Consider the following 19,714-nt stretch of genomic DNA (forward strand, 5'->3'; position numbering starts at 1 on the left):
TTTTGTTATGTGATTAAGCTATGTGATTAGGCTCTGTGATTAGGCTTATTGAACCGCCGCCAACCAATCTGCCCTATATCCTTACCACCTATAACTGATAACCAACGTTAGATTGAGTGCACCCAAGAAACGAACTCTTCGGCGAGTCTGGGAGGGTTACAGGCCTCTGTCTGATCTGCGATCTCGTTATAGTACTCGAGCTCGTGAACTATGATGGGTACCGAACGACCGAAAACGCGACTAACGGTTAAGTTGGAATGGAGTGTAGAAGCGACAACGCATACTGCGGCAACAAATTGCTCGGTTATCTCCTGACCAAGCTCAAGGCAGCGATCAAAATCGACATCTTCCTCCGCATCACTGTACCCGAGACCGAGATCGGCCACCCAGCGAGCTAAGATATCCGCAGTCTGAGAGTCAGAATCCCCAAAGACGAGGAGTTCGTTTTGAAGCCAGAAGGCATAGTTCCATTTTGCTTCGTCAGAGCTAGAAGCCTTTGGAATCGAGGCATGCCACTCATCGACTGTGTTATAGCCGACTGTCAGCGTAGGTAGACGGGGATCGTCATATTCGTTGTTGATATAGAAAGACAATGCATAGATCTGCTCCGCCTCAGAGGTTGGTATACTCTCTAGCGCTTCGGTAATAGCACTCTGAAGCGCGGTAATCATTGGGATATTCATACTGGGTTTCCTGCTCGTTTAATGCCGCATTTAGCGAATGAAAATAGTGCATTGTAATTGAGAATAAGAGCTTAACCCACTATTTTTGTTCAGCTTAAATGTCTGCCAATATATTAGTATTCAACCAATTTTCCAGTTATCTGTATGCCTTTTTACAAGCATACACTCTGCAAATTTAACAATGGGTGGCTCGTTAAATTTTCCTATACATAACTAAGAGTTTCGACTGTGAACAATTAACTTTATCTGGTGTGTTTCTTCAGCGCTATCCCTGCATCAACGAAGTTACCCCATCCCCAGTGACCTACAGGAATGAACTCTGGGTCTCGCAGTACTTGCTTACATAGCTCTCTTACAGCTTCAGGGCTTAGAGAGTCTAATCTATAAGCGATGTCTGTGAATGAAGCGAAGTGAAAGCCTTTTCCGTTGAGTGGTAGTTGGCGAGACTTTCTATCATGAATAACTGTTCGAATAACTGTCTTGATCTGCTCTAAAGCTTCTTGCATATCCATCCATGAATCTCATACTGCTGAGAATTAAATCAGACTATATCTAAAAATCAGAAAGCAGCGCAATGCAAAGAACAGGCATAACTCTTTTGGGTTTAATAGCCGACGCCAAGGCTACAGAAGTTCACCCTCCCCTGCGAAGTTACCGCAGGGCATTGGAATAAACTGCGTGAGTCCGGATATGGATGTCCGACTAGCTTTCGTAGGTACAGGGACGTTGCCTTCGGAAGCGATAGCTATTTATCCATAAGACCAAGGCTAGTCATCAATGCATGTAACTTCGCTAGGGGCGTCTTGGAGAATCCAAGGAGGGTAGGACGAGCAGTCCTCCTTGGTCAGGTGTGGGGTGAAGCCCCACAACTTTGATTTTGCCTTTAAAAGCAATCAAGAATTATGGGATATACCCAACTCTCTATGGATTAACAAACAAAGCCAAGGTGATAGTATTTCACTCCCCCCCTGCGAAATTACCGCTGGGTGATAAGTGTAGCTAGCACTAAACTTCCACATCCCTGACCTCGGCGGCAAAACTAAGGTAACGATCACATCTCGCCAGCAACTGCGCTTTGTAATGAGCTACAAATACTGTTTCACTCTCATCGAGGGCTGGGAGCATTGAAATCACACCATCTATTGCCTGCGGTATTCTTCGCGCTATTGTCGTTAAGTTACTGATTAATAAATTCCGTGGTAAATCTAAGCCATCAATAAATGCGGCCAATTGATACGCGTAAATGCTGTTTGGATCAAATTCGTCATCGATTGCCATCGCAAGCTGTTGTTCAAAATCCTCATACATAGCCACGCTGACCAAATCGTACCAAGGAGTTGGCTCCATTCCGCTTGGCGTCATAAAAAACGAATAGTTTTTACCGTGTGCATCGGCATTACCGGTCAGTAAATTGAACAGCGCCCATTGCAACATGTCTTGCTTAGCAGCCACTGGATTACGGCATGTTGCAGCAAGACTAAAGAGCCTGTTAAAACTTACCCCTTCACGAATATCTTTAACATCACGCCCTGAACCAAAATTACGTTCATATTTTTTGCTAACACTAAAACCAAGTGCTTGGCAGCTATCGACAATATGCCTTCTTAATACCCTTTGCTCATTTGGCATATAACGTCGGTCAAAGCGTTCGACACAGAGTACTTTGTAATCTTTAAAATGAACAATATCGACATTAGCCACATTCATTCCAATCGCCTTAGCTAGGCGCATCGTCATAAATTCATTAAGCACTAAATGGCGATATTTTTCGAATTTAACAATATGGGTAGATGAAAGCGCGCCTTCGGCAAATGCAAATTCTTCACCGTTATAAAACAGGTTTAATTTAGGTTGTACACCCGCTACCGACAGTCGAGGTTTGCCGTCCCAAATTTCCATAGGCCACATTGTGGGATCTTCAATTCGCTGAATAACTTCTTCAGCCTTAATTGGCCGTAATTGTGTTTCAGGCAGCAAAGTCCCTTTAGGAACAAAAGCAACAGCACCTGCGGTATCGAGACCAATGGCGCGGATCAAGGCAAAGGTATTTCCCTTGGAGACGCCAAGCGATTCAATTAGATAATCTAATCCTTTGTTTTCTGGTAATAAGTTAACCAAAAACATCGATATCTGACTGCTACTTGCTGGGCCATCTAAGGGAATTGTTGGGGATAGTGGGAATCCGCTTTGTTGCCACTTTTCGGTGTAATGCACGGCAAAGGTGTCGGTCGTCGCATCAAAGGACAATTCCCCGATAATTAAATCACCGAGGTACATCTCTAACGTGAGCTTTTTAGAAGTACTCATGGGTTAATACCAGCCGTTAGTTTCGGTGTCGCTGGTTTGAACCGAAACGATATCAATCCCCAGACCATCAAGGATTTTGAATACGGTTGAGATATAAACATCCTCACCTTTTTCAACTCGGATCAGCGTTTTTTTGGTTACGCCGCACAGCATGGCCGCCACGTCTTGGGTAAGAGCAGCACTTTTCCTTCGTTCTTTAATTAACAAGCCTAGGGATTGTTGATTTAGCGGTGATGCCATCATCATCTCCAAAAGTGTAACTTCATACACCTTAGCACTAAAACCAGCCCCATTCAATATAAAAGTGTACAGAACTACACTTTTGGATTGTTGAAAATGACAAGCCATCAAAAAGTGTACAATGTTACACTTTCATGGTCATTTCAGTGCTTAAATCTCAAAAAGTGTAGGTAAGTACACCCAATACTTCCCCAAGTTGCCAGACCAAAAACAAAACCCCGAAACTGTTACCAGCATCGGGGTTTTCTTTTACAAGAACTTTGGTTTGAGGCTTTTAGGCATCAGACCAGCAAAGTATCTTACGTAGGATAAATCGAGTTAGAACAAGGCGCTTTACCACGACGTTCAGCTTTCTGCTCCCAATACAATCTAGAGTGGTTAAGCAACACTTCCTTAGCCCCTCAGATACAAAAAAATCCCTGACACTATTAAGTATCAGGGATTTTTTTAGGTGTCGCTCTTAGCGGACTAAGAACTTAGGCCTAGGGGTCTGACGTTTTTGCGCAGCATAAAACGTTCAGTACAAGGCGCTGTGAGCGTAGCATACGTTGTGTGTATGTGAGCGAGCAGCAACGCCGTAATCAACGTTATAGACCAGCAAAAATTACATCATGCCGCCCATTCCGCCCATCCCACCCATACCGCCCATATCTTGGCTAGCATTTTGTGGGATCTCAGCAACCATAGCTTCTGTAGTGATCATCAGACCTGCGATTGACGCAGCGAATTGCAATGCACAACGGGTCACTTTAGTTGGGTCAAGGATACCCATTTCTAACATATCACCGTAAGTGTCATTACCGGCGTTATAACCGAAGTTACCGCTGCCGTTCTTCACTGTGTTAGCAACAACTGACGCTTCTTCACCCGCGTTAGTGGCGATTTGACGTAGTGGCGCTTCCATTGCACGCAGTGCGATAACCACACCGTGTTTTTGGTCTTCGTTTAATACTTCTACTTCAGCGATCTTAGAAGCTACGCGAACCAGAGCAACACCGCCGCCAGGAACCACGCCTTCTTCTACCGCAGCGCGAGTTGCATGCAGAGCATCTTCAACGCGGGCTTTTTTCTCTTTCATTTCAACTTCAGTCGCTGCGCCAACTTTGATTACTGCTACGCCGCCAGCTAGTTTAGCCATACGCTCTTGCAGTTTTTCTTTGTCGTAGTCTGAGGTTGATTCTTCAACTTGTTGTTTGATTTGGCTTACACGAGCAGCAATTTGTGTTTGCTCGCCGTTACCATCGATGATGGTGGTGTTGTCTTTAGTGATCACAACACGCTTAGCTGTACCTAAATCTTCCAGGGTTGCTTTTTCAAGCTCTAGGCCGATTTCTTCAGCAATAACAGTACCGCCAGTCAGGATTGCTACGTCTTGCAGCATTGCCTTACGACGATCACCAAAGCCAGGTGCTTTAACAGCAGCCACTTTCACGATACCGCGCATGTTGTTCACAACTAATGTTGCTAATGCTTCGCCTTCAACGTCTTCAGCAACGATAAGCAATGGCTTACCGGTTTTTGCCAGACCTTCAAGGATAGGTAACAGTTCACGAATGTTAGAGATTTTCTTGTCTACTAACAGTACGAATGGGTGATCTAATTCAACACTGCCCGTTTCTGGCTTGTTGATGAAGTATGGAGATAGGTAGCCACGGTCAAACTGCATACCTTCTACTACGTCCAATTCGTTTTCTAACGCTTGGCCTTCTTCAACTGTGATCACGCCTTCTTTGCCGACTTTTTCCATCGCAGTTGCGATGATTTCGCCGATAGATTCGTCAGAGTTTGCAGAGATAGTCGCAACTTGTGCAATCGCTTTTGAATCTGCACAAGGTTGTGATAAGGCTTTTAATTCAGCAACAGCTGCGATAACGGCTTTGTCGATACCGCGCTTCAGATCCATTGGGTTCATACCGGCTGCAACGGCTTTTAAGCCTTCAACTACAATGGCTTGAGCCAGTACAGTTGCAGTAGTAGTACCATCACCGGCGGCGTCGTTGGCTTTAGAAGCAACTTCTTTCACCATTTGCGCGCCCATGTTTTCGAATTTGTCTTCTAACTCGATTTCTTTGGCAACAGAAACACCGTCTTTAGTGATCAGTGGTGAGCCGAAGCTCTTGTCTAATACCACGTTACGGCCTTTAGGGCCTAAGGTCACTTTAACTGCGTTTGCGAGAATGTTTACGCCAGCCAGCATTCTTACGCGAGCGTCATTACCAAATACAACTTCTTTAGCTGCCATCTTGATTATCCTTTAAATTTTTAATGATTAATTGGAATGTCGAATTGATGCTGAGGATTAACCCACTACTGCCATCAGGTCAGCTTCCGACAGGATCAAGACTTCTTGACCGTCGATTTTTTCTTTCTTAACGCCGTAACCTTCGTTGAAGATCACCACGTCACCCACTTTGACATCCAGTGGCTTAACTGTGCCATTTTCTAAAATACGGCCATTGCCCACAGCAAGGATTTCACCGCGAGTTGATTTTTCAGCGGCGCTACCGGTCAGTACTATGCCACCCGCTGATGTTGATTCAACTTCTAGACGCTTAACGATTACGCGGTCATGTAATGGACGAATATTCATCTATGAACTCTCCTAATGATTTGATGCCCTACAATCGAGCCTATTTGTGATTAAAAAAACAGACACCTTAGTCTGCTCTTTTGCTGTCTGAGATATGGGGCTGACAGTGTCGAGATCCAAGGGCATTTACAAAAAAAACTTCAATTTTTTGATGTCGGTTTTTTCAAGTCCGCACAATCCTGCTAGAATCTCGCCTCCGCTCGCTAACAAGGCACTATTTTTCCATGAAAGACAGACACGGGCTGCTCACCGCGCCAATTGGTCGTGTACTGCTCAACATGAGCCTCCCCAACTTAATTGGCATTATGACCATTCTAGGTTTCAGCCTCGCTGACACTTTTTTTATCAGCCAATTGGGCACTGAAGCCTTAGCCGCCATCAGTTTTACCTTTCCGGTGACCTTAGTGATCTCGAGCATCGCCATTGGTATTGGCGCTGGTGTCTCGACCAATTTAGGCCGACTTATCGGTTCGGGTAATGCCCACAAGGCCAAAGTGTTCTTGCATGATGCCTTATTGCTCACCTTTGTCTTGATCGCCAGTTTAGCCGCACTGGGTAGCATTTTTATTACGCCATTGTTTCGCTTACTCGGGGCAAACGATGACAGCTTGCCGCTGATCCACGACTATATGATTTACTGGTATGTCAGCGCACCGCTGCTGGTATTGTTGATGGTAGGCAATCAAGGCTTACGTTCCACTGGCGACACCCGCTCGCCGGCGATGATCATGGCGCTGGCGGCACTCATCAATCTTATCCTCGATCCGTTACTGATTTTTGGTATTGGGCCATTTCCACGTTTAGAAATCCAAGGCGCCGCAATTGCAACCCTGTTCGCTTGGTTGATTGCCTTATCTTTGTCGGGATATTTGTTGATTGTCAGGCGCAAAATGCTCGAATGGGCCGCCTTTGACATAGACAGAATGCGCGCGAACTGGAGCAAATTAGCCCATATAGCACAACCCGCCGCCTTGATGAATTTAATCAATCCACTAGCCAATGCCATTATTATGGCCATGTTGGCGCATATCGATCACAGCGCCGTGGCAGCCTTTGGTGCCGGTACTCGGTTAGAGTCAGTGCTATTAATAGTAGTGATGGCACTGTCGTCGAGTTTAATGCCCTTTATTGCGCAAAACTTAGGGGCAGGACAGCCACACAGAGCGAAAGAAGCCCTACTATTATCGATAAAATTTATCTTTATTTTCCAAACCTTACTCTATATCCCACTGATCTTTTTAGCCGAGCCTATCGCGCATTTATTCAGTACCGATCCGCAGGTTATCGAATGGCTTAGTTTTTATATCTTAGTGCTGCCCTGCGCCTACGGACCTTTGGGTATAGTGATTATTGTCGCGACCTCGCTCAATGCCTACCACAGGCCTATGAGTTCATTAGTCATCAATCTGTGCCGCTTAGTACTGCTCATGCTGCCGCTAGCAGCCTTGGGATCGTATATAGGTGACGTTAAAGGCCTGCTGCTCGCGCTACCTGTGACCAATATTTTGATGGGAATTGCCTGTTATTGGCTGGCGCAGCGGATCTGTGAGCCCACAAAGATCACGACCGCAAACGCCATTAGCGAGGGGTAAACTAGCTTGATTTTTTAACGGGAAAGCGCAACACGTCGTCTGAAAACGCTCCCGTAGAGGCTTTGCAGGATCGACGTGGGCCTTGCTCACTCATATTAGTCGGCACGCCGTTTGGCACTAACTCTTGCATGATATAGTCGATAAAGCGCCGACTGGCTAAACTTACGTAACGTCTTGATGGATAAGCTAAGAAGCACTCGCCTTGGTGGGGTTGGATTTCAGGTAATAAGGTCACTAACTCACCAGTTTCCACATATTCGGCAACGACTTCAGAAGGTGCATACACGATACCGCGTCCTTGCAATCCAAACTCAACCGCCACTTCAATACTGTTGGAGCAGAAATTGCCTCTGACTCTCACCTCTTGTTCTGAACCGATAAATAATTCATTAAAGATTTTGCCATTGGATAAACGGAACATAGACACATTATGTGCTTCAATCTCTTTCGGTGTTTTAGGTGTGCCGTGTGCCGCTAAATATTGAGGACTCGCGTAAAAACGTAAGTCAGTGGTAAAAATTGGCCGCACCACTAAATCTAAGGTATCCAACGCAGGCTCGACTACAAAGGCCACATCGAGATTATGTTTCACCATATCAACGGATTCTGAACTGCTGATGACTTCTAAGGTGAGTTTAGGGTGCATATCCATAAAGCGGAAAATGGCTTGCATCAAGATTTTCATGCTGTGGATAGGGAACATTTGAATGCGCAAATGCCCGCTGATCTCAGCATCGTCATTGGTCATTTCGAATAGGGTTTCGTCGAGCTGAGCCAAAATATTCTGCGAGCGCTGGTAAAAATGACTGCCCGCAGAAGTGAGCGTCATAGAGCGGCTCTGACGGTGGAACAATTTAATGTTCAGCTCATCTTCCAAGGCTTGCAAACGCCGACTCACAGTCGATTTAGGTAAGTTAAGTAAATCCGCCGCTTCAATCAAACTACCGGTTTCAGCAATTCGGTGGAATAACGCTAAGTCCTCTGTCTTCATTTTGACCTTAAGTTCAATCTCATTATGTGGGACTGATAATCCCAAAGTATCCCGTTTATTGCAACTAATTTAGCTGGTATCTTCGCGCCCAGAAATGCTGACAATTTGTTAACTAGGAAATATCCACCATGAAATCATATCGACTCTTGCCGCTGACAATGCTGCTTCCAGCCCTGATCAGTGGTTGTTCGCCTGCGGAAAGTTCAGTGCAAGTGGCAACAATTCGTCCGGTTAAACTGTTTGAAGTACTCAATGTAGAAGACGGAGATTTCAGAACATTTCCAGCCCGCGTTGCCGCCAATAGTCGCGCAGAATTATCGTTCCGCATTTCAGGACAATTAACAGAATTGGCATTAGTTGAAGGGCAAAGAGTCACTCAAGGTAGCTTACTCGCAAAACTTGATGACAGGGACGCCCACAATAATTTAATGACCCGCGAGGCGGAGCATGAACTGTTAGCCGCTGACTTTAAACGTAAAGTTGAGCTACTCAATCGCAAGCTGATTTCACAATCTGAGTTTGATAGCACTCAAGCGCAACTCAAATCGGCCACCGCCGCCTTAGCCGCTGCACGCGATCAACTGAGTTACACCCGTTTAACGGCGCCTTTTAGCGGTACAGTCGCCAAACGTTTAGTGGATAACCACCAAATAGTGCAAGCAAACCAAGGGGTATTAACATTACAAAACAATAATTTGCTCGATATTAGCATTCAAGTTCCCGAGTCGATGGCGGCGGGTTTGAAACAATATACCGATCAAGCTCACTTTGCAGCTAAAGTGCGTTTTAGTGCCTTCCCCGAGCAAAGTTTCGATGCCAAATTTAAAGAATACTCGACTCAAGTCACGCCGGGTACTCAAGCCTATGAAGTGGTGTTTTCGTTACCTCAACCTCAAGATATTCAGTTACTTCCAGGAATGAGTGCCGAGTTGACCTTAGCCTTAGTCAAAGATCCTAGTGCCCTCGCGTCAACGGTAGTGCCAGTGACCGCTATCGATAAGCGCGACCAAGATGGCCAAGTGCAAGTGTGGATTTATCAAGCGCAATCGGGTGAAGTAAAACCGACGATGGTGACGCTAGGACGCGTTAGTAATCAAGGTGTTGAGATTTTAACGGGCGTCAACAAGGGCGATCTCATCGTCAGCGCTGGAGTGTCTCAATTATCCGATGGCATGAAAGTTAAACCACTACGCTGGCAGCGTGGGGTGTAATTGATGAACATTGCAGAGTATTCGATACGCCACAAAGTCATCAGTTGGATGTTTGTGTTGCTGCTACTCGTGGGTGGTAGCGTCAGTTTTACCGGTTTGGGGCAACTAGAATTCCCCGAATTTACCATTAAAGAAGCTTTAGTGATCACGGCTTATCCCGGTGCATCGCCTGAGCAAGTTGAAGAAGAAGTGACATTACCGCTCGAAGATGCCCTGCAGCAACTCGACGCCATTAAGCATGTGACTTCAATTAATAGTGTGGGTTTATCACAAATCCAAATCGAGATTAAAGAAAGCTACGATAAAACCAGCCTGCCGCAGGTGTGGGATGAAGTGCGTCGTAAAGTTAATGATGCTGCGGGAAACTTGCCGCCGGGCACAGCAACGCCACAGGTGATGGACGACTTTGGCGATGTGTATGGCATTTTATTTAACCTTTCGGGACCTGATTACAGCAACCGCGAGTTGAGCAATTACGCCGACTATCTGCGCCGTGAGCTAGTGCTAGTACCTGGAGTGAAAAAGGTTTCTGTTGCTGGCAACGTCACCGAGCAAGTCGTGATTGAAATCTCCCAGCAAAAGCTGTCGGCACTGGGGTTAGATCAGAGCTATATCTATGGTTTAGTGAACAATCAAAACGTCGTCTCTAACGCGGGCAGCTTAGTGATTGGCGATAACCGTATCCGCATTCATCCCACGGGCGAATTTAGCAATGTGCAGGATCTCGCGCGTTTGATCGTCAGCCCTCCGGGTAGCTCTGAGCTGATTTACCTTGGCGACATTGCCAATATTGAAAGGGATTATGACGAAACCCCTAACGTGCTTTATCACAATAAAGGTGAAGCAGCATTATCGCTGGGGATTTCTTTCTCTAGCGGTGTGAATGTAGTCGAAATCGGGCAAAAGGTCAGTGACCGTTTAGCCGAGCTTGAATCACAACGCCCAATCGGCATGAATTTAGCGACGGTTTATAATCAGAGTCAGGCGGTCGATGAGACAGTTAACGGCTTCTTAATCAACCTAATGGAATCTATTGCCATAGTGATCGCCGTGCTTCTGCTGTTTATGGGATTGCGCTCAGGTCTATTGATGGGCCTGATCTTACTGCTGACGATTCTAGGTACTTTTATCGTGATGAAAGTGCTCGGGATTGAGCTACAGCTCATCTCCCTCGGCGCACTCATTATTGCCCTTGGTATGTTGGTCGATAACGCCATTGTCGTTACTGAAGGCATTTTAATTGGTATCCGTCGCGGTAAGACCCGTTTAGAAGCGGCCAAACAGATAGTGTCCCAAACCCAGTGGCCGCTATTGGGCGCGACTGTGATTGCCATTATTGCCTTTGCTCCCATTGGCTTATCGCAAAATGCCGCCGGTGAGTTCTGCCGTTCTTTATTCCAAGTGTTGATGATTTCACTGTTTATCAGCTGGATCACCGCCATCACACTCACGCCGTTTTTCTGTCATCTGTTATTTAAAGATGCGCCGAGCGATGAAGAAGCCCAAGACCCCTACAAGGGCTGGTTCTTCAGCTTATATCGCACAAGCTTAATTGTAGCGCTGCGCTTTAGACTGGTGAGCATACTGCTGGTTGTGGCCATGCTGTTCAGCGCTGTGGTGGGCTTTGGTCATATCAAGAATGTGTTTTTTCCTGCTTCTAACACGCCGATTTTCTTTGTGGATATCTGGATGCCAGAGGGGACAGACATCAAGGCGACCGAGCGTTTTACCGCTGATATCGAGAAGTTAATGCTTACGCTGGACGAGCAAAAAGACGTTGGGCTAAAACACTTAACAACCGTTATTGGCCAAGGTTCGCAGCGCTTCGTACTGCCCTATCAGCCAGAAAAAGGCTATCCCGCCTTTGCCCAGTTGATTGTAGAAATGCAGGATTTAGACGCAGTTAAAGCCTATATGCCTGAATTAGAAACCTTGTTAAATCAACGTTTCCCGCAGGCACAATATCGTTTAAAAAACATGGAGAACGGCCCTTCGCCCGCCGCCAAAATTGAGGCACGCTTTTACGGTGATAACCCAGAAGTGCTGCGCGCTTTAGGTGCTCAAGCCGAGGCGATTTTCCACGCCGAACCAAGCATGGATGGCATACGTCACAACTGGCGTAATCAGGTGCCCCTGATCCGTCCGCAACTGGAAAATGCCCAAGCGCGGGAAACGGGGATCAGTAAGCAAGATCTCGACAATGCCCTATTGGTTAACTTTAGCGGTAAGCAAATAGGTTTATACCGAGAAACCAGCCACTTGTTGCCGATAGTCGCCAGAGCGCCCGCCGAAGAACGTTTGCAAGCCGACAGCCTATGGAAGCTGCAAATTTGGAGCAGCGAACACAATACCTTTGTGCCCGCCACCCAAGTAGTCAGTAGCTTCAACACTGAGTGGGAAAATCCGCTGGTGATGCGCCGCGATCGCATGCGCATGCTCGCTGTGATGGCCGATCCTAAGCTTGGTAGCAATGAAACCGCCGATTCTGTACTGCGCAAAATCAAAGACCAGGTCGAAGCGATCAGCTTGCCCGCGGGTTACCGCTTGGAATGGGGCGGTGAATTTGAAACCGCAGGTGAAGCACAAGCGTCGGTATTTAGCTCAATTCCCTTAGGTTATCTGGCGATGTTTTTGATTACCGTATTCTTGTTCAACTCAGTGCGTCAGCCCTTAGTGATCTGGTTTACTGTGCCACTGGCATTGATTGGGGTTTCGGCGGGACTCTTGTTGTTCGATGCGCCCTTCAGCTTTATGGCACTACTCGGATTACTGAGTTTGTCGGGCATGGTGATTAAAAACGGTATTGTCTTGGTCGATCAGATCAACCTCGAGCTCAGTGAAGGTAAACCAGCCTATTTTGCCTTAATCGACTCCTGTGTCAGCCGTGTTCGCCCAGTGATGATGGCCGCGATAACCACTATGCTCGGGATGATACCGCTGATCCCCGATGCGTTTTTCGGTTCTATGGCGATTACAATTATTTTCGGTCTAGGCTTCGCTTCTCTGCTGACGCTCATCGTACTGCCAGTGATGTACAGCCTAGTATTCAATATCAAAGAGACGGCAACAGGAGGTCAATCACCCAGCTAACCTGCTCTGCATTTTATCCAAAAACGCTTCCCGGCGCGGCCGGTCAGTCATTCGTGGCTGGCTGGCCATTTCATTTTTAATCTATTGCGGTTTGAGGGACAATTTAAACAAGCACATCCATTTGATAAACAAGTTTGGCAAACTGAGATTGGTCTTTAATTACGATAACTAATATGACTGATAAATATATTAATTAAAAAATATGAACTATCAGTTCCATATTTTCACCGCTAATACGGGACAATTACCTGTTACACACATTTACACGAGTAAATAGCAGCGGTATATTTAGTGCTGATTATTCATTTACAATGCCATCTGAAATACCACTACCTATAACTAACAGCATAAATAATGTTATTACTTTGTTGAAATACTAATTTATGTTTGAGAAACATCATGAAATTACGCTTTGATAGCGTCCAGACAATGAGTAAACAGACAATATTACTGGCAGTTATTAGCACTTTACTAATACTCACTACAATCCCGTTTATCTGTAGGTCATTCTGGCTCGCACTTGTACTATTATGGTATGTTTTTTGTAGTTTTTAATTATAAAATCAATTAGAAATCTGTCTAATCAAAAACCTTATTGCTTCAAACAGACAAAATTTAAGTCATTTATACATAATATCAGCCTCACTACAAAACATTGCTTTTAATAGAGATTAGCTAAAAAAGAGTTTTCGATGAAATATGCAAAGAAAATTTTATTTGTGACTATTAGAGCACATCTAATTTATGCGGTAATATTTTTACCGAGTACTTTCGCAGAAAATATCAATTATAGTCATTATGGGCCACTTCGTGTGCATGCCCAATCACCTACACATGCGGGTAGCTTAACGCCTCTACTTCGTTCAGGATTTGCACTGCCTGAAGGGAAAAAAGAGATATACGGATCTGCAACAGTAGCAAGTGTATGGGCTGAAACTGACGATTACTATGCTGACTATTATCATAATTCTCTTAATGGCGGAATAAAGTGGCAACTCACTGAAAAATTGATGTTTGATACTAATTATAAGTGGAGTTTTAGTGGGGATAACCATCTTGACTCGGTCACTATCTGGTTTCATGATGCATTTGGTGTGGGTCAAAATGGCCGCGACAATACAATCAAAGACAAAAACCAAATATTTTCAAAGAATGGTATAAATCAACCTGATCTTTCTGGCGATACGCTAACGAATGCCCTAAATTTCTATTTAGAATATCAATTGCTTAGTGAGGATAATTATGGTCTATCAATTGGTGGCAGCTTATATTACAACCATGTTAATTCTGGCCCATTTGTAGATAACCGTTTTGAACAAGCATTACAGCTGAATTATAGCTATACATCTGGAATGCATCATTTTTACTCCACTACAGGTATAAGCTTTAGACAAAATGATGAAAGTCTATCTGGAATAGACTATAAAGATCATGCAGTAATGTTATCTTTAGGTTATGAGTATTTAATGGGACGCCATGGTTGGCTTATTGAATTACATCACTATGAAGGTTTACTCAAAACAGATAATGACTTTTCAAAACCTTCTCACGAAGTATTTCTAGGCTATAGGTATTATCTGAATAACAGTGCAATTGAATTCACTATCGTCGAAAACCTACTCAACATGGACAACAGCACTGATATTGCTTTTTCTCTTGGGTACAGAGTCATGATTTAATAACACTTTACTTTATCGCATGAATGCGATCAAAAAACTTTTCTCTAATATCATGTTAACCCTTATGCTGAGTGAGCGGGTTATTAGGATTGGAGTTTTTTAAGAGTAAAATGGCTATTACCGGGGAGGTGAACCAGCGGCACAGGTCAGATTGATTCTGTGTGCCACTGGTATCTAAGGGATATTAGGGAGCAAACTCAAGCGAATAAACACGATAATCAAATGAGTTAATCCAATAACAAACTAACGCAACAAGCAACTAAGACAATACGAGACTCATACTAAGACTTAGGGTCTTTGTCCTGCGCTTTATCAGAGAGTTGATGGCTAGCGGGTTTGATATCACTTGGATCGACTTTATGTTCAAAGTCTCCCTCAAACACATTACCGTCCTTTTTCACACTATCATCAAATGGCGCTTGGCCAAATGGGTCCTGTGGCTTAGGCCCAAAGGGACCTTGGCCTGCTTGAAAGCCACCGTGCATTGTGCCCTGTAAACCGGCAACAACCCGTAACTGCATACGTTTGAACAGCAAGGCAGCAATGGGACGACGGGTTAATGGCGTCAAGAATAATAGGCCAATGGCATCGGTCACAAAACCGGGGATCACGAGCAAGATGCCCGCCATTGCTAACATCATACCTTCAATGATTTCTTGCCCCGGTGCTTCACCACGAGCCAGTTTTTGTTGTACTTGCATTAAGGTGTTTAAGCCTTGGCTGCGAACCAGAGAGACCCCGAGCACGGCGGTAAACAGCACTAAACCTATGGTAGTCCAAGTGCCAAGCACTTCACCCACACGGATCAGCACCGACAGCTCTATTACTGGGATCAGCACAAAAAGTAAAAATATAATGAAAAACATACCGACCTCAGGTTTATCTGACTATCTCTGTAAACTAAATGGGGGTTATCCGGTCTTAATTCAAGTCAGGATAACCATTAGGACCAAGTAAGGGAGCAAAACACTGATATTTAGCTCACCCTTTTGTTAACCCGCTAATGTATGAGACCATTAAAACACGTAAAGTAGCCTAACGGAGTTGGCTTAAGCGAACTTTAAGATTCTTAAGAGACGATACCTAACACTATGCAGCATCAGTATTTAGTGGTTAGCACTACCTGCCCCGATGAAGTACAAGCCAATACTTTGGCCCGAGCTTTAATTGAGTCGCGTATTGCCGCTTGTGTTCAGATTTCCGCCCCGATACGTTCAATTTATGCTTGGGAAGGAAAAATCTGTGAAGAGCAAGAATTTAGCTTACAGATTAAATGTTTACAAAGTCGATATACAGAGTTAGAACAACTTGTGCTTAGGCTTCACCCTTATCAAGTACCCGAAATTATTGCCGTGCCTGTGACCCACGGGCTACCAGCCTACTTAGATTGGATAAAAGACAACACTCAGCCATGAAAAAACTACTCAGCCTTATTTTCACTTCTTTATTGCTTCTTGCGCCCTTAGCTCATAGTGAAGGAGTTTTCGGTACCAAATTCGACTTCATGAAGGGTGAGCCTGAATTGATGCCTGTCGATCAAGCATTTGCCTTCGATTCCAAGCAAGAAGGTAATCAGGTCAAACTCAATTGGGTGATTGCCGACGGTTACTATATGTACCGCGACAAGCTTAAATTTAGCGTCAATGGTGCCGAGTTAGGCACGGTCGCTCTACCAAAGGGAAAGCCCCATGAAGATGAGTATTTTGGTAAGCAAGAAGTCTATTATACCTATGTCGATATTCCCGTTGGTTTAAAACAGGCCGATGAAAATGCTACGCTCACAGTGACCTTTATGGGTTGTGCCGAAGGTAAATTGTGTTATCCACCGACCAAGCATGAAGTCGTTTTAAAGGCGATTGCAGCCAACGATGGCTTAATTGCAGGCGCCGAATCAACCACAACGACTGAGCAAACCAGCACAGAGCCAAGCACTGCCGATAAAGCCAATACGCAACCCATTACTCAGCAAGATACCCTGAGCCAAATGCTGTCGAACGACAGCTTAATTTGGACTTTAGTGATTTTCTTTGGTCTAGGTGTCGGTCTGGCATTAACGCCCTGCGTATTCCCTATGTATCCGATTTTGTCGGGTATTATTGTCGGCCAAGGGCAAAAACTCTCAACCGCAAAAGCCTTTACCTTGTCCATGGCTTACGTCCAAGGCATGGCAATCACTTACTCTATCTTAGGGTTAGTGGTTGCATCGGCGGGACTAAAATACCAAGCGGCATTACAACATCCTGCCGTATTAGTCGTACTCGCGATTTTGTTCTTTGTGCTCAGCTTATCTATGTTTGGCCTATACGATTTGAAACTGCCATCGAGCTGGCAGGAGAAGATGAACTCAGTCTCGAATAATCAAAAAGGTGGCAACTTAGTTGGCGTGTTCTTGATGGGCGTGATTTCTGGCCTTGTCGCATCACCTTGTACTACCGCGCCGCTGTCGGGTGCACTCGTTTATGTGGCCCAAACCGGCGACCTACTCCAAGGTTTCTTAGCCCTGTATGTACTCAGTATGGGTATGGGATTACCTCTACTGATTATCGGCACCTCAGGCGGTAAATTATTACCGAGAGCCGGCGCTTGGATGGATATCATCAAGACTATCTTCGGCTTCCTACTGATCGCTGTATCTATCGTGATGCTTGGCCGTATTTGGACAGGCGTAGTATCCGATGTGCTTTGGTCATTGTGGGGCGTAAGCTTCACCGGCTACTTGATGCATCAGAACAAACTCAGTGAATTTAACTGGAAACAAACTGTACGTTCAGTGCTATTAACGCTGGCGCTACTGGCGAGCTTCTCCTACGGATTCCAAGCTGTGATGGGACACTTTGGTTTTAATAACAATTCCGTAGGCACTGCGGCGACGACCGAAGAAGTCCATGGCTTTAAACGCATTAAATCGATTGAAGATCTTGAGCAAGAAATTGCAGCCGCTACCGCCCAAGGTAAGCCTGTGATGCTCGATCTGTACGCCGATTGGTGTGTTGCCTGTAAAGAGTTCGAAGCCATCACCTTTAAAGATACCGACGTGTTAGCCCGCATGAATAAAATCGTGCTGCTACAAGCGGATGTGACTAAGAGTGACAAGGTCGATGTGGCCTTACTCGAAAAATACAATGTGCTCGGTTTGCCTACGCTGTTGATGTTTAACGAACAAGGTGAGCAAAGGGAAGATTTACGTGTGACTGGTTTTATGGGCCCCAAAGATTTTGCAACCCATTTAGATCATCTCGTGAAATAGTGACGATTTAGGCTTAGACCAGCGGAGTGATTTAGTTCGCGCGTGTTTTAACAGCCAAGTGTATTTACCGCAACACCAATAAAAAGCGGACTTTTTTCATTAAAAGTCCGCTTTTTTATCCAAGTGTCATAGATTTCTTATACAATCACTTACAATTTTAGACTTTTTAGATTGGAGCATCATGGAACCAGGCATCCTCATTATTACACTCATCTGCGGCATGCTCGTCAGCCGTATAGGACTCCCTCCGCTCATCGGCTACTTAGTGGCAGGCTTTGTACTGTTCATCTTAGGAATAGATAAAGAAAGCCTGCCATTACTGCAAGAACTCGCCAGCCTAGGCGTCACTTTACTGTTATTCGCCATAGGGTTAAAACTCGATATTCGTAGCCTGTTCAAGGCCGAAGTATGGGCGGGTTCGAGTGTGCACTTAGTGCTCTCGATAGTGATTTTTGTGCCGATTCTGAAACTCTTCGGCTTACTAGGTTTAAGCCAACTCACGAGTCTTAACCTTGAGCAACTGACGTTAATTGCCTTCGCATTAAGCTTCTCCAGCACCGTATTTGCGGTCAAAGTGTTAGAAGATAAAGGCGACGTGCAATCCCTCTACGGCCGGGTCGCTATTGGTATCTTGATTATGCAGGATATCTTCGCCGTACTGTTTTTAACCATTTCTAAAGGCGATGTACCTTCGGTATGGGCCTTTGCATTACTCTTACTGCCACTAGCTAAACCGCTCATCTATAAAGCGTTCGACCGTGTCGGCCACGGTGAACTCTTAGTGCTCTTCGGCCTAGTTATGGCACTCGTGGTTGGCGCTTGGTTATTTGAATCTGTTGGTTTAAAACCCGATCTCGGCGCACTGATTATCGGTATCTTGTTGGCGGGCCACAAAAAATCCTCCGAGCTGGCAAAATCCCTGTTCTATTTTAAAGAACTCTTCCTCGTTGCCTTCTTCTTAACCATAGGGCTCAACGGCTTACCTACGGTATCGGATATCGTACTCGCAGCGCTATTGGTGTTGTTAGTGCCACTTAAAATCCTGCTATTTGTTTACATTCTGACTCGCTTTAAACTGCGTTCACGTACCTCTATGTTGGGCTCATTTAACCTAGGTAACTTCAGTGAATTCGGTTTGATCGTCGCCGCAGTAGCCACCTATAAAGGTTGGTTACCTCCTGAGTGGCTAGTGATCATCGCCGTGGCATTAAGTTTTAGTTTTTTACTCGCCGCGCCACTTAACGCCACCGTCGGTAATATCTACCAGCGATTCCAGCAGCGTTTAATCAAGCTCGAAAAACGCCCGTTACACCCAGAAGACAGACCCATCGCCATTGGCAATCCACGCTTTTTAATCTTAGGCATGGGCCGTATTGGTAGCGGTGCCTATGATGAACTCAGGGAACAATTTGACGGCGAAATTCTCGGTATTGAACACAAGCAAGACTTAGTCGACTTACATAAAACAAAGGGTCGCAATGTAGTGCAAGGTGACGCCTCAGATACCGACTTTTGGGAAAAACTCGACAGAGCACCTAATCTTGAACTGGTACTGCTAGCCATGCCGCACCACGCGGGAAATATGTTTGCAGTTGAGCAACTCAAAAAACTGAATTATCAAGGCAAAATCAGTGCAATTGTGCAGTACAGTGACGATGCAGCGGCGCTTCGAGAATCTGGCGTACACAGTGTGTACAACCTGTACGAAGCCGCAGGTGCCGGTTTTGTGGATCATGTTATTTACGAGCTATTGCAAAACTCGGAGAAAAACACAGTTCCAGCGGAAGATACAGTACAAGTGCCTGATCCTAAACTTAATGTGGAGCCACGTAGTTAAGTGCCTGCTAATGCTGCATTAAATTAAAATCACGCCATAACAGGTCGCACAAACGAGCAGTCACATCCTCTGCTAGTTTGTGCGGCACCCAACTAAATGCTGACTAATCTTTACAAATCAATTAACTAGATAAAACACTCAATACGCTATTTTGCCTCCTCATCCCAGTATCGATTTACTCATTGCAGCCTATCGCCATTTCAGCAAAAAATCTCAGTTACATCACTGACTCAGTCGTGATATAAAT

15 protein-coding genes are annotated in these 19,714 nt (G+C 45.1%); 7 read left to right on the top strand and 8 right to left on the bottom strand.

What is annotated here, in order from left to right:
• Positions 1–107: 107 nt before the first annotated feature.
• The 6 genes from KO533_RS08295 to KO533_RS08320 form a co-directional block, all read right to left on the bottom strand.
• Complete coding sequence (locus KO533_RS08295; protein ID WP_219253639.1) at positions 108–683, bottom strand: hypothetical protein; 576 nt, start codon at positions 681–683, stop codon at positions 108–110.
• A 242-nt stretch (positions 684–925) separates the two neighbouring features.
• A complete protein-coding gene (locus tag KO533_RS08300) occupies positions 926–1,195 on the bottom strand; it encodes a hypothetical protein (protein WP_219253640.1) in 270 nt (89 codons plus the stop codon).
• Between the two features lie 493 nt (positions 1,196–1,688).
• A complete protein-coding gene (locus tag KO533_RS08305) occupies positions 1,689–2,990 on the bottom strand; it encodes a HipA domain-containing protein (RefSeq protein ID WP_219253642.1) in 1,302 nt (433 codons plus the stop codon).
• 3 nt (positions 2,991–2,993) lie between these two features.
• Positions 2,994–3,230 carry a type II toxin-antitoxin system antitoxin HipB gene (gene hipB / locus KO533_RS08310; protein ID WP_105253052.1) on the bottom strand — a complete coding sequence of 79 codons (237 nt, stop codon included), beginning with the start codon at positions 3,228–3,230 and terminating at the stop codon, positions 2,994–2,996.
• A 604-nt stretch (positions 3,231–3,834) separates the two neighbouring features.
• Complete coding sequence (gene groL, locus KO533_RS08315) at positions 3,835–5,472, bottom strand: chaperonin GroEL (protein WP_011847850.1); 1,638 nt, start codon at positions 5,470–5,472, stop codon at positions 3,835–3,837.
• 57 nt (positions 5,473–5,529) lie between these two features.
• Complete coding sequence (locus tag KO533_RS08320) at positions 5,530–5,820, bottom strand: co-chaperone GroES (protein ID WP_006086113.1); 291 nt, start codon at positions 5,818–5,820, stop codon at positions 5,530–5,532.
• 224 nt (positions 5,821–6,044) lie between these two features.
• Between KO533_RS08320 and KO533_RS08325 the strand changes: the two genes are divergently transcribed.
• On the top strand, positions 6,045–7,412 hold the full coding sequence (locus tag KO533_RS08325; RefSeq protein WP_173246972.1) for an MATE family efflux transporter: 1,368 nt from the start codon (positions 6,045–6,047) through the stop codon (positions 7,410–7,412).
• Position 7,413: 1 nt separating this feature from the next.
• On the opposite strand, the gene KO533_RS08330 is transcribed toward KO533_RS08325, so the two are convergent.
• Positions 7,414–8,403, bottom strand: a complete 990-nt coding sequence (locus KO533_RS08330; protein ID WP_006086115.1) for a LysR family transcriptional regulator — start codon at positions 8,401–8,403, stop codon at positions 7,414–7,416.
• 128 nt (positions 8,404–8,531) lie between these two features.
• Between KO533_RS08330 and KO533_RS08335 the strand changes: the two genes are divergently transcribed.
• The 3 genes from KO533_RS08335 (at position 8,532) to KO533_RS08345 (ending at position 14,383) form a co-directional block, all read left to right on the top strand.
• On the top strand, positions 8,532–9,614 hold the full coding sequence (locus KO533_RS08335) for an efflux RND transporter periplasmic adaptor subunit (RefSeq protein ID WP_173246975.1): 1,083 nt from the start codon (positions 8,532–8,534) through the stop codon (positions 9,612–9,614).
• A 3-nt stretch (positions 9,615–9,617) separates the two neighbouring features.
• On the top strand, positions 9,618–12,704 hold the full coding sequence (locus KO533_RS08340) for an efflux RND transporter permease subunit (protein WP_219253644.1): 3,087 nt from the start codon (positions 9,618–9,620) through the stop codon (positions 12,702–12,704).
• A 692-nt stretch (positions 12,705–13,396) separates the two neighbouring features.
• Positions 13,397–14,383, top strand: coding sequence for a DUF3187 family protein (locus KO533_RS08345; RefSeq protein WP_251073392.1), 987 nt, complete (start codon positions 13,397–13,399; stop codon positions 14,381–14,383).
• A 281-nt stretch (positions 14,384–14,664) separates the two neighbouring features.
• On the opposite strand, the gene KO533_RS08350 is transcribed toward KO533_RS08345, so the two are convergent.
• Positions 14,665–15,249 (bottom strand): FxsA family protein, encoded by a 585-nt coding sequence (locus tag KO533_RS08350; protein ID WP_219253646.1) that lies wholly within the window; start codon positions 15,247–15,249, stop codon positions 14,665–14,667.
• Between the two features lie 225 nt (positions 15,250–15,474).
• On the opposite strand from KO533_RS08350, the gene cutA reads away from it, so the two are divergent.
• The 3 genes from cutA to KO533_RS08365 all read left to right on the top strand — a co-directional run bounded on the left by cutA (position 15,475) and on the right by KO533_RS08365 (position 19,467).
• The gene (gene cutA / locus KO533_RS08355; RefSeq protein ID WP_113940010.1) at positions 15,475–15,798 is read left to right on the top strand and encodes a divalent-cation tolerance protein CutA; all 324 of its coding nucleotides are present in this window, start codon (positions 15,475–15,477) and stop codon (positions 15,796–15,798) included.
• Positions 15,795–17,630 carry a protein-disulfide reductase DsbD gene (locus KO533_RS08360; protein ID WP_219234540.1) on the top strand — a complete coding sequence of 612 codons (1,836 nt, stop codon included), beginning with the start codon at positions 15,795–15,797 and terminating at the stop codon, positions 17,628–17,630. The genes cutA and KO533_RS08360 overlap by 4 nt, the downstream gene beginning before the upstream one ends.
• A 181-nt stretch (positions 17,631–17,811) precedes the next feature.
• Positions 17,812–19,467, top strand: a complete 1,656-nt coding sequence (locus tag KO533_RS08365; RefSeq protein ID WP_173246987.1) for a cation:proton antiporter family protein — start codon at positions 17,812–17,814, stop codon at positions 19,465–19,467.
• The last annotated feature ends 247 nt before the right edge of the window (positions 19,468–19,714 follow it).

Source organism: Shewanella sp. NKUCC05_KAH (assembly GCF_019345585.1).
GTDB lineage: Bacteria > Pseudomonadota > Gammaproteobacteria > Enterobacterales > Shewanellaceae > Shewanella > Shewanella oncorhynchi.